The organism is Kitasatospora sp. NPDC022785 (assembly GCF_055561295.1).
In genome coordinates this window covers 101,476-114,599 of record NZ_JBVHHB010000001.1, presented here as the reverse complement: position 1 = coordinate 114,599, position 13,124 = coordinate 101,476, and the positions used below count along the sequence as shown (strand labels likewise).

Here is a 13,124-nt window from a genome sequence, read left to right as displayed (position 1 = left end):
CCCGTGACCCGCACCACCGACGGCAGTACGCACGACGAACCGCCCCGCCGTTCCCGCCTGTTGCGCACCACCACGGTGGCCGGCGCAGTGGTGCCGCTCTGTCTGGCCGGCTGGCTGGGCTGGCAGGCCGTCGCCGACCACGGCCGGGCGGACGGTGCCGCACCGTCGGCCCACACGGCCGGGGCGGCCGCTCCGCCGGCGCCGTCCACCTCTCCGGAGCCGTCCACTCCGGAGCCGCCCACTCCGACGACCGCCGAGAGCGCCCCGGCCACCCCCGCCGGAGGGGAACCGACGGGCTCACCGTCGGCCTCTCCCGGGACCACGCCCACCACCGCGTCCGCTCCCGTGTCCACCGCCCTCGCCGGCCGGACCGTACTGCTCGACCCCGGCCACAACCCCGGCAACTTCGCCCACACCACCGAGATCAACCGCCTGGTCGACATCGGCAACGCCCGCAAGGAGTGCGACACCACCGGCACCTCCACCAACGCCGGCTACACCGAGGCCGAGTACACCCTGGACGTGTCCCGCCGGGCCCGCGCGATCCTGACCGCCCGCGGCGCCACGGTGGTGCTGGTCCAGGACGGCGACCGGCCCTGGGGCCCGTGCATCGACGAGCGCGCCCGCGCGGGCGCCGAGGCGCACGCCGACGCGGCGGTCTCGGTGCACGGCGACGGCGGTCCGGCCGGCGGCAGCGGGTTCCACGTGATCATGCCCGCCAAGGTGGTCGCGGGGAAGGCGGACAACTCCGCGATCGTCGCGCCCTCGCACCGGCTCGGCCTGCTGCTGCGCGACGGCTTCCACGCGGCGACCGGCGAGCCGTACGCCGACTACACGGCGAGTCAGGGGCTGGACACCCGCTCCGACCTCGGCGGGCTTAACCTCTCGACGGTGCCCAAGGTGTTCATCGAGTGCGGTAACATGCGCAACTCGACCGACGCCAGGCGGATGACGGACCCTCAGTGGCGCCAGCAGGCGGCGCAGGGGATCGCCGACGCGCTGACGACGTTTCTGACCACCCGGTAGGCGTCCGCGGCCGAGAGGGCCGGCTCGACCACCAGGTGGACGGCAGGAGTCGGACCCGCACAGTTTGCAACGACTTCGCCCCATTCCCGAGCCCGCTGTGCACCCGCGAGGCGGTTGGCCCTAGGCTTCTGGTCCGTTCGGAGTTTTCCGGGCCGGTCAAGCCGACCGCGCAAAAACCGCCGTCCACGACACACCAACGAGGGGAACGTTAGTGAATCTGCGCGCTCTCACCAGGGGAGACGCCGCCGTCGCAGGTGCGGCCGTCCTGCTCTTCATCGCCTCCTTCCTGCCGTACTGGACCGTGGACTGCAGTGGCAGGTACTGCGGTGACACGTCGCAGAACGCCTGGGACAGCGTCCTGTTCCCCGTCCTGCCCTCCGTCTTCCTGCTCGGCATCCTCGCCGCCGTGCTGATCCTGGTGCAGCGTTTCCAGGGTGCCGCGGCCGCCGACCGCCAGGTGCTCGGCCTGCGGCTGGACCAGTGGGGCATCGCCTTCGCCGTCGCCGCGCTCTGGACCTCGATCTGGTCCCTGGGCGGCGGCCCGAAGGGCCTGGACCACGGCTTCGGCGCCTGGCTCGCCGTCATCTCCCTGATCGTGCTCGCCGGTGCCGCCGCGGCCGCCCCGCTGGTGCCCGCGCTGAAGGCGCCGCTGGTGACCGACAAGCCGGCCGCCCCGCAGGGCTACCCGGGTGGCTACCCGGCCCCGCACGCCGGTCAGCCCGGCCAGCCCGGCCAGTACGGCTACCCGGCCCCCGGTCAGGACCCGCTCCAGGCGCAGCCGCCGGCCTTCGGTGGTCAGCCCGGCGGTTACGGCTACCCGGCCCCGCAGGCCGGCCAGCCGCAGGACGGTGCCGCCCAGCAGGCCGCTGCCCAGCAGCCTCCGGCCGCCCAGGCGCAGCCCGCCCCGGCGGCCCCGGCCGCCGACTTCGCGCCGTTCTGGTTCGCCGTCCCGGCGCCGCGTCAGCTGGCCGCGAAGGACAACCCGGCCGGTGGCCCGGTCGGCGAGCTGGTCCCGGGCACGTGGTACCTGGCGGTCGAGCAGCGCGGCGCCGCGCTGGTCGCCCAGCTCCAGGACGGCACCCAGGGCGTGCTGGCCGACACCTCGGGCATCCAGCGCGGCTGACGCCCGAGCGGCAACATCGAAGGGGCGGGACCGGAGGAATCCGGTCCCGCCCCTTCAGCGTTGCGGCGCCGAGCCGTCGAGCCCTGAGCCGCTCAGACGCCGAGGCACTGGGACGCCGAGTCCTCGGCGGCCCAGTGCCTCGCGGGGCCGCCTCAGCAGCAGTCCTGCACCACCAGTCCGGCGGGCAGCTGGTCGCCGCCGAAGACCGCGACCGTGGCCGGGTCGCCGCCGAGCGCGGCGACGGCCAGCAGCAGCGCGCCCGCCGTCCAGGTGGTGCGCTCCTCCGGCCAGATGGCGTCGTCCTCGAAGACGTAGCCGGTCCAGTACGAGCCGTCGGTGTGCCGCAGGTGCTTCTGGATCCAGCGCAGGATGTCCACCGCGCGGTCGGACTCGCCGACCGCCCAGAGCGCGAGGGCCAGTTCGGCGCTCTCACCGCCGGTCACCCAGGGCCGGTCACTGACGCAGCGCACACCGAGGCCGGGCACGACGAAGCGGTCCCAGTCCCGTTCGATCCGCTCCAGTGCGGCCGGGCCGCGCAGCGCGGTGCCGAGCACGGGGTAGTACCAGTCCATCGAGTAGCGGTCCTTGTCGAGGAACCGCTCGGGGTGGTGGGCGATGGCGTGCCGCAGCCGGCCGGCCGCCAGCTCCCAGTCGGGCTGCGGCTCCTCCAGGTAGTCGGCGATGGCCAGGCCGCAGCGGAGCGCGTGCAGGATGGAGGACGAGCCGGTGAGCAGCGCCTCGTCGGGCGCCGAGCCGTTCTCGTCGACCCGCCAGGAGATCGGCCCGTCGGGCAGCCGCAGGCCGACGATGAAGTCCAGGGCGCGCCTGACGACGGGCCAGATCCAGTCCAGGAACGGGTCGTCACCGGTGCTGAGGTGGTGGTGCCAGACGCCGACCGCGACGTACGCGCAGAAGTTGGTCTCCTTGGCGGAGTTGGAGACCTGGCCGTCCGTGCCGCCGCCCTGCCCGTAGCTGTAGGCCGCGTACCAGGAGCCGTCGGGGTTCTGGTTGGCGGCCAGCCAGCGGTAGGCGGCCTCGGCGGCGGCGTGCTCGCCGGCGGTGTCCAGGGCCATCGCGGCCTCGGTGTGGTCCCACGGGTCGAGGTGGTGGCCGGTGAACCAGGGTATGGCGCCGTCGCTCTGCTGCTCGGCGAGGATGCTGCGGACGGTGCGGGCGGCCTGCTCGGCGTCGAGCACCCCGTCCAGCAGCAGCACCTCGGGGACGGCGGCGGTCACTCGCCGGCCCTGGCGGTCTCGGCGCGGTTGGGCTTGGAGGCGTAGGCGACGAAGCTCTTGCCGATGACCGGGTTGAGCGCCTTCTCGGCGGCCTTGGTGAGGGTGCTGATCACCGGGGTGCCGACGATGTCCCAGACCAGCAGCTGGTGGTAGGCCTTGACCGGCAGCGCCTTGTCGTTGTCCACGCCGACCGCGCACTTGATCCACCAGTACGGCGAGTGCAGCGCGTGGGCGTGGTGGGTGCCGTACGGCTCCAGGCCGGCGTCCTTGAGCTTGCCGAGGAGTTCGTCGCCGCGGTAGATGCGGATGTGGCCGCCCTCGACCTCGTGGTACTCGTCGGAGAGCGCCCAGCAGATCTTCTCGGGCAGCCAGCGCGGCACCGTGACGGCGAGCAGGCCGCCGGGCTTGAGGACGCGGAACATCTCGTTGAGCACGCCCTTGTCGTCCGGGATGTGCTCCATCACCTCGGAGATGATGATCTTGTCGAAGTACTCGTCCTCGAACGGCAGGGCCAGCGCGTTGCCCTCCATGGCGACGGCCGACGCGCCCTCGGGCGCCTCACCGGCCTGCTCCATGGCCGCGAACCACTTCGTGACCTCGGCGATCTCCTCGGTGTTCTGGTCGAGGGCGATCACGTTGGCCCCGCGCCGGTAGCACTCGAACGCGTGCCGCCCCCCGCCGCAGCCCAGGTCGAGCACCCGGTCGCCGGGGGCGAGCGGGAAGCGCGAGAAATCAACGGTCAGCACTGCGGGGCTCCCATTCCTTTGGTACCAAACGCTTCCGACGCCACGTCAGACCGGGCGGGGGACAGAATGACTTGAAGAGAGGGTGACGTGGCGGCCGTCAGGCCACGTACCGCCAGCCCGGACCGGAGCGGGCGCGCTGCCCGACCCCGGTGGCGATCGCTGCCCGGTAGCCCTCGGCGGTCAGTTCGGCGGCCCGCTGCCAGGTGAACCGTTCGAGCACCCGCTCGCGCCCGGCCTCGCCGAGCGCCTCGCGCAGCTCCGGATCGTCCAGCAGTCGGCCGAGCGCCGCCGCCAGCGCGTCCGCGTTGCCCGGCGGGACGGCCAGGCAGGTCTCGCCGTCCGGCCCGGCCACCTCGGGGATCGCCCCTCCGGTGGTGGCGACCAGCGGCGTACCGGTGGCCATCGCCTCGGCGGCGGGCAGCGAGAAGCCCTCGTACAGCGACGGCACGCAGGCCACCTCGGCCGAGCGGTAGAGGTCGACCAGCTCCTGGTCCGTCAGGCCGCTGCGGAACTCGATGTGCCGTTCCAGGCCGAAGCGGCGCACCGCCTCGGTGACCGGCCCCTGCTCCTTCTGCGGCTTGCCGACCACGACCAGGTGCGCGTCCCGCTCGGTGCGGACCTTGGCCAGCGCCTCCACCAGGTACACCAGCCCCTTGAGCGGGACGTCCGCGCTGGAGGTGGTGACGATCCGGCCGGGCATCCGCCGCACCGTCTCCGACGGCGACCAGAGCCGGGTGTCGGCGCCGATCGGCACCACCGAGACCGCGCCGGGCGCGGCGCCCAGGTGCTCGACGATCTCCCGCTTCGAGCTGCCGGAGACGGTGATGATGTGCTCCAGCCGGGCGGCCACCCGGCGCTGCATCCGGGTGAAGGCGTACCAGCGGCGCAGCGACAGCCGCCGGAGTCTGGTGGGGGCCGCGTCCAGCTCCAGCTGCCGGTCCACGGTGATCGGGTGATGGATCGTGGTGACCAGCGGGAACCCGTGCCGCCCGAGGCCGAGCAGGCCGTAACCGAGGGTCTGGTTGTCGTGCACGACGTCGTAGCGGCCCTTGTGCAGGGCAAGGTACCGACGGGCGCGCAGCGAGAAGGTCAGCGGCTCGGGGAAGCCGCCGGTGTGCATCGTGGCGACCTCCAGCACGTCCACCGGGCCGCGGTACTCGGCGAGGTCCGGTGTGCGGAAGGGGTCGTCGGCGCGGTAGAGGTCCAGGCTGGGCAGCTCGACCAGCCGGACCGAGCCGGGGCCCTCGACCTCGTCCAGTACGGGGTACGGCTGGGCGCCGATCACGTCCACGTGGTGGCCCAGCCTGGCCAGTTCACGGGAGAGGTGCCGTACGTAGACGCCCTGGCCGCCGCAGAACGGGTCGCCGCGGTACGACAGGAGGGCAATCCGCAGCGGTCGCGCGGTCATCCTCGGCCCCCATCTCTGCTACTAGGTGTGCTGCCGGTCGGTAAAGTAGATCAGGTTTCAGTGTGAGGTGGAGTTCGCCACTGACCATGTGAACAATGAGAGACCTCGAAGATACCGGCCCGTAGCTTCTCGTCAGGAGCCAGGGCTGGTGATTCACGCCACGCCGGATCACCCGCCCGACCTGCCGGACCAGCTCCGCCGGACCGGCCGGACGGACCTGCTCCGGAACCGTTCCGGACATGCTCCGGCACTTCAGGAGCACCCCGCCACTCTCGCGCACCGGGAGCACCCTTGCCGTCGCCCGCCGCACCACACCCTGCGCCGCCCGCCGCGGCGCACCCCGCGCCGCGCTCCGCACCGACCCCCGCACCGCACCCCGACGGCCCGCCGCTGACCGCCCGGCAGGCCGAACGGCGGCGGCGGATCCTGCGCTCCGCGACCGCGCTGGCGGCCCGCGGCGGGTACGACGCGGTGCAGATGCGGGAGGTCGCGGAGGGCGGGCAGGTCGCGCTCGGCACCCTGTACCGGTACTTCCCGTCGAAGGTACATCTGCTGGTCGCGGTCATGCTGGAGCAGTTGCAGAGCCTCCAGGAGCACGTCCGGCGGCACCCTCCGGCCGAGCTCGAACCGGCCCCGCGGGTCGCCGAGACACTCACCCGCGCGTTCCACGCGCTCCAGCGCGAACCACTGCTGGCGGAGGCGATGGTCCGGGCGCTCTCCTTCGCGGACCGCTCGGTCAGCACCGAGGTGGACCTCGTGAGCACCGCCACCGGACAGCTGATCCTGGACGCGATCGGCCAGTCCGGTCCGCCCACCGAGAGCCAGCGTGCCGCCGTCCGGGTGATCGAGCACACCTGGCACTCGGCGCTGGTGTCCTGGCTCTCCGGCCGCTCCTCGATCGCCGAGGTCCGCGCCGACCTGCACACCGCCGCCCGGCTGCTCACCCTGCCGTGACGCCGGTCGGCCGCCTGCCGGCCGCCGGCTCACCGCTGCCGTGCGGCCGTTCGCCGGTGCTCGCCCCGATCGGTGGCGGTGCCCGCCGCCCAAGTGGAACCTGTTCTCGCCCGGGCCGGTTCGGCAGCCCCCGCGCGGCCGCTAGAGTCGAGCCGCAGGACAATTCCATCCCGCTTCTCCTCCGGGGAAAGCCGGTGCGAATCCGGCACTGACCCCGCAACCGTGAGCCCGGCGCTGGACGGCCGGGCGAGTCGGAATGCCCGGGGAGGGGCGAGCGGCCACACCGGGCACACCCGCGCCCGGCACCCGTCGAGGTCTACGGATCGGCCCACCCGGGCCACCACCGCTCACCGAAAGGCTCACCTCCACCATGCTCACCGCCGCCCGCCTGGGCGCCGCCGCCCTGACCGCCACGCTGCTCACCGGCGCCGCCGCCGTGCCGGCCCTCGCCGACAGCCCCTCACCCAGCGCCGCGGCCGTCCCCGAGGGCCTGTACGGCAAGGGCGACCCGACGTTCGACGGGGTGTGGCGGCAGTCGCTCGCCCTCACCGCACTGGCGGGCGCCAAGGTGACGCCCGCCGACTCCGCCGTCTCCTGGCTCACCGGCCAGCAGTGCGCGGACGGCGGCTGGCAGTCCTTCCGTGCGGACACCACGGCCGCCTGCGCCGCCGCGACCGGGGACAGCAACGCGACCGCCGTCGCCGTCCAGGCGCTGGTCGCACTCGGCGGGCACCAGGACGCCGTCGACAAGGGCGTCCAGTGGCTCAAGGCCAACCAGAACGCGGACGGCAGCTGGGCCTACAACCCCGGCAGCCCCGGCGACGCCGACTCCACCGGCCTCGCCGTCAACGCCCTGCTCGCCGCCAAGGTGGACCCGGCCGGCGTCGCCAAGGCCGGCAAGAGCGCCTTCGACGGGCTGGCGCTCTTCCAGCTCGGCTGCGCCGCCCCCGCCGACCAGCGCGGCGCCTTCGCCTACCAGCCCAAGCCGGACGGTGCGCTCGAACCGAACGCCCTCGCCACCGGCCAGGCCTCGCTGGCCGCCGTCGGCGGGAAGCTGCCGGTCACCAACACCAACCGGACCGACGCCGCGCCCAAGGCGCTCACCTGCGCGGACGGCTCCACCGGCGCGGCCGGCTCGGCGCCGACGGCCGTGCCGCGCGCCGACTCCGGCGAGGCCGCGGGCGCCTACCTCACCGCTCAGCTCGCCGCCGGCGGGCAGCACCTCACCCTCACCACCCCCGGCGCCGCCCCGACCCCCGACTACACCGCCACCGCCTGGGCCGCGCTCGGCCTGATCCAGGGCGGCCACCCGCAGCAGGCCGCCGGCGCGGTGGACTGGCTGGCCAAGGAGGGCACCACCTGGACCAAGGGCGGCACCGACGCCTCCGCCACCGCCACCCTGCTGCTCGTCGCCCAGGCCGCCCAGCGCGACCCGGCCTCGTTCGGCGGCGACCTCGTCGCCCAGCTGACCGCCCTCGGCCCGGTGCCCAAGGCGACCGCCTCCGCCACGGCCTCCGCGCCGGCGAAGGGGAAGAAGGACGGCAGCATCAGCCAGTGGTGGCCGATCGGCATCGGCCTGCTCATCGGCATCGGCGGCGGCGTGGTCCTGAGCATTCAGCGCAAGCGCGGCCCGAAGCCGTGACCAGCCCGACCACGCCGGCACCGGTGAGCCCGGCAGCAGCAGCCGCGGCACCGGGCCCCCCGGCAGCCGCCGCCCCAGCAGCAGCTGCTCCGGCAGGATCCACCGCGGCACCCGCTGCTCCCGGCCACTGCCGACGGGTGGCGCCCGCTCTCGTCCGGTTCGTCGCCGGGGTGGTGGCCGGGGTGCTGATCCTGCTGGTGCTCGCGGCCGCGCCGGCGCAGGCCGCCGGGTACCGGTACTGGTCGTTCTGGAAGTGGTCCGACGGCGGGTGGGCCTACCAGCAGCAGGGGCCCTCCGTGTACGTGCCGCCGGACGGTGGCGTGGACGGATGGCGCTTCGCCGTCAGCCCCGACGGCGGCCGGGACGCCGCCCGCCCCGGCACCGCCCCGGACTTCGCCACCGTCTGCGGCGGCACGCCCGCGCAGCAGGGGCGGAAACGCGTTGGCGTCGTCCTGGACTTCGGCACCGCCGCCGACGCCGGCGGCGAGACCCCGCCGGGGCCCCGTACCGCCTGCGCCGTCGTACCCGGCAACGCCAGCTCGGCCGAGGTGCTGGCCACCGTCGCCCCGCCGCTGCGGTACGACACCAGCGGGCTGCTCTGCGCCATCGCCGGCCACCCGAAGGCAGGCTGTGCCGACCAGCTCGGCGCAGCAGGCCGGCCCTCCGATCAGCCCTCCGACCGTTCCTCCGCCGACGCCATTACTGGCGCCGCGCGCAACGACGACTCGCCCGGCACCGGCGGCCCGAACCCCGGCATGATCGCCGGCGCCGCGCTCATCGCCGTCCTGGCCGCGGGCGCCGTCTGGCAAGCGCGTCGCCGCCGCTGAAGCGGGCGCCCGAATATGTCGACCGGTCCACATATACCGACCGGCCTATCTATATCGACCGGTCTACTTATGACGACCGGTCTACAGAAAATGACCGCCCGTACGACCAAGGCGGAGTAGGAAGCCGGCCCGTCCGACTTCCTACTCCGGGCGCCGCCCAACGCCCGCTGTCCGCCCCGGCACCATGCCGCCCCAACCCGCCCACCCCCGACCTGGACCCCCTCCCCCGTGACCACACCCCGCGCCGCCGGCCCGCCCCGCGCCCCCCGCGCCGCTCGCCGCCCGCCCATCGGCCCCCGCCAGCTGCACCCCGGGGCCTGGTGGCTGTGGGCGCTCGGTCTGGGCGCGGCGGCCACTCGGACCACCAACCCGATCCTCCTGCTGCTCCTCGTCGCCGTGGCCGGTTACGTGGTGGCCGCGCGGCGCGGCGATGCGCCGTGGTCGCGTTCCTACGGCGCGTTCCTTCGGCTGGGGCTGCTGGTGCTGGGCATCCGCCTGGTGTTCGCCGTGCTGCTCGGTTCGCCGGTCCCCGGCACGCATGTGCTCTTCACCCTCCCCGAAGTGCCGCTGCCCGCCTGGGCGCAGGGTGTGCGGATCGGCGGCCGGGTCACCGTCGAGGGCCTGCTCGCCGCGTTCTACGACGGACTCCGGCTGGCCACCCTGCTGGTCTGCGTCGGCGCCGCGAACGCCCTCGCCAGCCCGGCCCGTCTGCTGCGTGCGCTACCGGGTGCGCTCTACGAGGCGGGCGTGGCCGTCGTGGTGGCGATGACCTTCGCGCCGAACCTGGTCGCCGACGTCCAGCGGCTGCGCGCCGCGCGCCGGTTGCGTGGGCGTACCGACCGGGGCATCGCCGCCGTGCTGAGCGTCGGGATTCCCGTTCTGGAGGGCGCGTTGGAGCGTTCGGTGGCACTCGCCGCCGCCATGGACACCCGCGGCTTCGGCCGTACCGCCGACGTCCCGCCGCGTCTCGCCCGGACCACCGCCGTGCTCACTCTGGCCGGCCTGCTCGGCGTCTGCCTCGCCGCGTACGGACTGCTGACCGCCGGGGGCGCCGGCTGGGCCCTGCCCGTGCTGCTGCTCGGTCTGGCCGCCGCGTTCGCCGGGCTGCTGCTCGGCGGCCGGCGTTCCACCAGGAGTCGCTACCGGCCGGATCCGTGGGCGCTGCCCGAGTGGCTGACCGCCGGATCGGGCGCCGCCGGGGCCGGGTTGACGATCTGGCTCTCCGCCCGGGACCCGGCCGCCTTCGCCCCCACCGTCGTCCCGCCGACCGCCCCCACCCTGCCGCTGGCCGCCGTCGTCGCCGTCCTCGTCGGCCTGGTCCCGGCGTTCGCCGCCCCGCAGCCACCCCGGAGGGCCTCGTGACCGCCTCGCCCCAGGCCCCCGCCCGGGCCCGCACCCCGGCCCGCACCCTGGCCGAGGCCGCCGCACCGCCACCCGCCGCACCCGCCGCACCCGCCGCACCGCACCCGCCCCGGAGGGCCTCGTGATCACCTTCGAGCAGGTCTCCGTCCAGTACGCCGACGCCGGGGCCCCGGCCCTGAGCGGCGTCGACCTGACGATCCCCGAGGGCGAACTCTGCCTGCTGGTCGGCCCCTCGGGCTCCGGCAAGTCCACCCTGCTGGGCACCGTCAGCGGCCTCGTCCCGCACTTCACCGGCGGTGTGCTGCACGGCCGGGTCACCGTCGGCGGGCGCGACACCCGCGAGCACCGGCCGCGCGAACTCGCCGACCTGGTCGGCACGGTGGGCCAGGACCCGCTGGCGCACTTCGTCACCGACACGGTCGAGGACGAACTCGCCTACGGCATGGAGTCGTTGGGCCTGGCTCCGGACGTGATGCGGCGCCGGGTCGAGGAGACACTCGACCTGCTCGGCCTCGCCGACCTCCGCGACCGCGCCCTGGGCTCCCTCTCCGGCGGCCAGCAGCAGCGCGTCGCGATCGGTTCGGTGCTCACCGTCCATCCCCGCGTGCTGATCCTCGACGAGCCCACCTCCGCGCTCGACCCGGGCGCCGCCGAGGAGGTGCTGGCCGTGCTGCAGCGACTGGTCCACGACCTCGGCACCACCGTGCTGATGGCCGAGCACCGGCTGGAGCGGGTCGTCCAGTACGCCGACCAGGTCCTGCTGCTCAACCCCGGCGCGCCGCCCGTCCTCGGCGAGCCGGCCGAGGTGATGGCGCACTCGCCCGTCCACCCGCCCGTGGTCGGCCTCGGCCGGCTCGCCGGATGGGACCCGCTGCCGCTCTCCGTCCGCGACGCCCGCCGCAGGGCCGCCGCCCTGCGCACCCGGCTCGACGGCCTGCACCCGACGGCCGCCCCCTCCCCGACAGCCGCCCCCTCGGAGCCCCCCGCCACACCCACCACCACACCCGCCGCCGTCGCCGTCACCGACCGCCTCGCCGTCAAGCGCGGCCCCGTCCCCGCCCTGCGCGGAGTGGACCTCACCCTCCGCCCCGGCGAGATCACGGCGCTCATGGGCCGCAACGGCGCCGGCAAGTCCACCCTGCTCGGCACCCTGGTCGGCCTGCACGCGCCCGCCTCCGGCAGCGCCCGGGTCGGCGGGCTCACCCCGCACCGCACACGGCCCGCCGACCTGATCCGCCAGGTCGGCCTCGTCCCGCAGGACCCGCGCGACCTGCTCTACGGGGAGAGCGTCACCGCCGAGTGCGCCGCCGCCGACAGCGACGCGGGCGCCGCCCCCGGCACCTGCCGCGCCCTGGTGGAGCGGCTGCTGCCCGGCATCGCCGACGCCGCCCACCCGCGCGACCTCTCCGAAGGCCAACGACTCTCCCTGGCCCTGGCCGTCGTCCTCACCGCCCGGCCCCCGCTCCTGCTGCTGGACGAACCGACCCGTGGCCTCGACTACGCCGCCAAGGCCCGTCTGGTCGAGATCCTGCGCACGCTCGCCGCCGAGGGCCACGCCGTCCTGCTCGCCACCCACGACGTGGAGCTGGCCGCCGAGCTCGCCCACCGCACGGTGATCCTGGCCGAGGGCGAGATCGTCGCGGACGGTCCGACGGCCGAAGTGGTGGTCTCCTCGCCCGCGTTCGCCCCGCAGGTCGCCAAGATCCTCGCCCCCTCCCCCTGGATCACCGTCCACCAGGTCGAGCGGGCCCTCCACGCCGACAGCGGACCCGACGACAGCGCCGAACCCGACGCCGGCACCGGCCCCGACGGGAGCGCCGGATGAACCGCCCCGCCGCCCCTCGCCCCGCCGCCGCCCCTCGCCCCCTCACCCGCTCTGCCGTCCTCACCCGCCCCGTCCCCCTCGGCCGCCGCTCGATCGCGACCCTGCTCCTCACCTCCCTGGTCGGCGTGGCCGCCTTCGGCTGGCCGTTGCTCGCCGCCACCGACTCCGCGCTGGTCGGCCACTCCACCGACGCCCCCTGGCTGTTCGCCCTGCTCCTGCCGCTGCTGCTCGCCGTCGTGATCGCCCAGATCTCCGAGGGCCGCACGGCCGGCGGCGGCGCGCCCGGCCTGGACGCCAAGTCGGTCGCCCTGCTCGGCGTGCTGGCTGCCGCGGGCGCGGCCCTGCGCCCGCTCGGCGCAGGGACGGCCGGGCTGGAGCCGATGTTCTTCCTGATGGTGCTGGCCGGACGGGTGCTCGGCCCGGGCTTCGGCTTCGTGCTCGGCTCGCTCTCGATGTTCGCGTCTGCTCTGCTGACCGGCGGGGTCGGACCCTGGCTGCCGTTCCAGATGCTCTCCATGGGCTGGGTCTGCCTCGGCGCCGGCCTGCTGCCCGGCGCCGCCACCCTCCGCGGCCGCCGCGAACTCGCCCTGCTGGCCGGTTACGGGGCGCTGTCCTCCGTGCTCTACGGCACGATCATGAACCTCCAGGGCTGGCCCTACATCGCCGGTCTGGCGAGTTCGATCTCCTTCGTCCCCGGTGACCCGGTCGGCGCCAACCTGGTGCGTTTCGCCGCCTACTGCCTCACCACCTCCCTCGGCTGGGACCTCCCCCGCGCCACCCTCACCGTCGTCCTCTGCCTCACCCTCGGCACCCCCGTCCTGCGCGCCCTGCGCCGGGCGACCCGCCGAGCCGCCTTTGCCGCACCCGTGGAGTTCCGCCCGCCGCCAGGTGGCGGCGTCCCCGAGCGGGAACACACCTCTTCCAGGTGAATCCCGCGACGCGGGCGTGACCCACAGCCCCGAAGGGCCGGTTCGTC

Annotated in this window: 12 protein-coding genes and 1 riboswitch; of the genes, 9 read left to right on the top strand and 3 right to left on the bottom strand. The window is 74.9% G+C overall.

What is annotated here, in order from left to right:
* Positions 1-3: 3 nt before the first annotated feature.
* Positions 4-1,026: an N-acetylmuramoyl-L-alanine amidase gene (locus tag ACZ3YO_RS00505; RefSeq protein WP_465562959.1), complete on the top strand. Its 1,023-nt coding sequence runs from the start codon at positions 4-6 to the stop codon at positions 1,024-1,026.
* A gap of 211 nt (positions 1,027-1,237) precedes the next feature.
* Positions 1,238-2,149: a hypothetical protein gene (locus ACZ3YO_RS00500; protein WP_465562956.1), complete on the top strand. Its 912-nt coding sequence runs from the start codon at positions 1,238-1,240 to the stop codon at positions 2,147-2,149.
* Between the two features lie 152 nt (positions 2,150-2,301).
* Here the strand turns inward: ACZ3YO_RS00500 and ACZ3YO_RS00495 are convergent, their stop codons facing one another.
* From ACZ3YO_RS00495 to ACZ3YO_RS00485, 3 genes are all read right to left on the bottom strand, one after another.
* Positions 2,302-3,384: a prenyltransferase/squalene oxidase repeat-containing protein gene (locus tag ACZ3YO_RS00495; RefSeq protein ID WP_465562954.1), complete on the bottom strand. Its 1,083-nt coding sequence runs from the start codon at positions 3,382-3,384 to the stop codon at positions 2,302-2,304.
* The gene (locus ACZ3YO_RS00490) at positions 3,381-4,130 is read right to left on the bottom strand and encodes a class I SAM-dependent methyltransferase (RefSeq protein WP_465562952.1); all 750 of its coding nucleotides are present in this window, start codon (positions 4,128-4,130) and stop codon (positions 3,381-3,383) included. Before ACZ3YO_RS00490 ends, ACZ3YO_RS00495 begins: the two co-directional genes overlap by 4 nt.
* Positions 4,131-4,227: 97 nt before the next feature.
* Positions 4,228-5,538 (bottom strand): glycosyltransferase family 4 protein, encoded by a 1,311-nt coding sequence (locus ACZ3YO_RS00485; protein ID WP_465562949.1) that lies wholly within the window; start codon positions 5,536-5,538, stop codon positions 4,228-4,230.
* A gap of 291 nt (positions 5,539-5,829) precedes the next feature.
* Between ACZ3YO_RS00485 and ACZ3YO_RS00480 the strand changes: the two genes are divergently transcribed.
* From ACZ3YO_RS00480 to ACZ3YO_RS00450, 7 genes are all read left to right on the top strand, one after another.
* On the top strand, positions 5,830-6,492 hold the full coding sequence (locus ACZ3YO_RS00480) for a TetR family transcriptional regulator (RefSeq protein WP_465545436.1): 663 nt from the start codon (positions 5,830-5,832) through the stop codon (positions 6,490-6,492).
* Positions 6,493-6,653: 161 nt separating this feature from the next.
* A riboswitch (cobalamin riboswitch) is annotated at positions 6,654-6,774 on the top strand.
* A gap of 88 nt (positions 6,775-6,862) precedes the next feature.
* Positions 6,863-8,134: a prenyltransferase/squalene oxidase repeat-containing protein gene (locus ACZ3YO_RS00475; RefSeq protein WP_465562945.1), complete on the top strand. Its 1,272-nt coding sequence runs from the start codon at positions 6,863-6,865 to the stop codon at positions 8,132-8,134.
* Between the two features lie 137 nt (positions 8,135-8,271).
* Positions 8,272-8,961 (top strand): SCO2322 family protein, encoded by a 690-nt coding sequence (locus tag ACZ3YO_RS00470; protein ID WP_465562942.1) that lies wholly within the window; start codon positions 8,272-8,274, stop codon positions 8,959-8,961.
* A 228-nt stretch (positions 8,962-9,189) separates the two neighbouring features.
* Positions 9,190-10,323 (top strand): CbiQ family ECF transporter T component, encoded by a 1,134-nt coding sequence (locus ACZ3YO_RS00465; protein ID WP_465562940.1) that lies wholly within the window; start codon positions 9,190-9,192, stop codon positions 10,321-10,323.
* Positions 10,320-10,448, top strand: coding sequence for a hypothetical protein (locus ACZ3YO_RS00460; protein WP_465562937.1), 129 nt, complete (start codon positions 10,320-10,322; stop codon positions 10,446-10,448). The genes ACZ3YO_RS00465 and ACZ3YO_RS00460 overlap by 4 nt, the downstream gene beginning before the upstream one ends.
* Positions 10,445-12,148: an ABC transporter ATP-binding protein gene (locus ACZ3YO_RS00455; protein WP_465562936.1), complete on the top strand. Its 1,704-nt coding sequence runs from the start codon at positions 10,445-10,447 to the stop codon at positions 12,146-12,148. The genes ACZ3YO_RS00460 and ACZ3YO_RS00455 overlap by 4 nt, the downstream gene beginning before the upstream one ends.
* The gene (locus ACZ3YO_RS00450) at positions 12,145-13,077 is read left to right on the top strand and encodes an ECF transporter S component (RefSeq protein WP_465545425.1); all 933 of its coding nucleotides are present in this window, start codon (positions 12,145-12,147) and stop codon (positions 13,075-13,077) included. Before ACZ3YO_RS00455 ends, ACZ3YO_RS00450 begins: the two co-directional genes overlap by 4 nt.
* Positions 13,078-13,124: the final 47 nt, after the last annotated feature.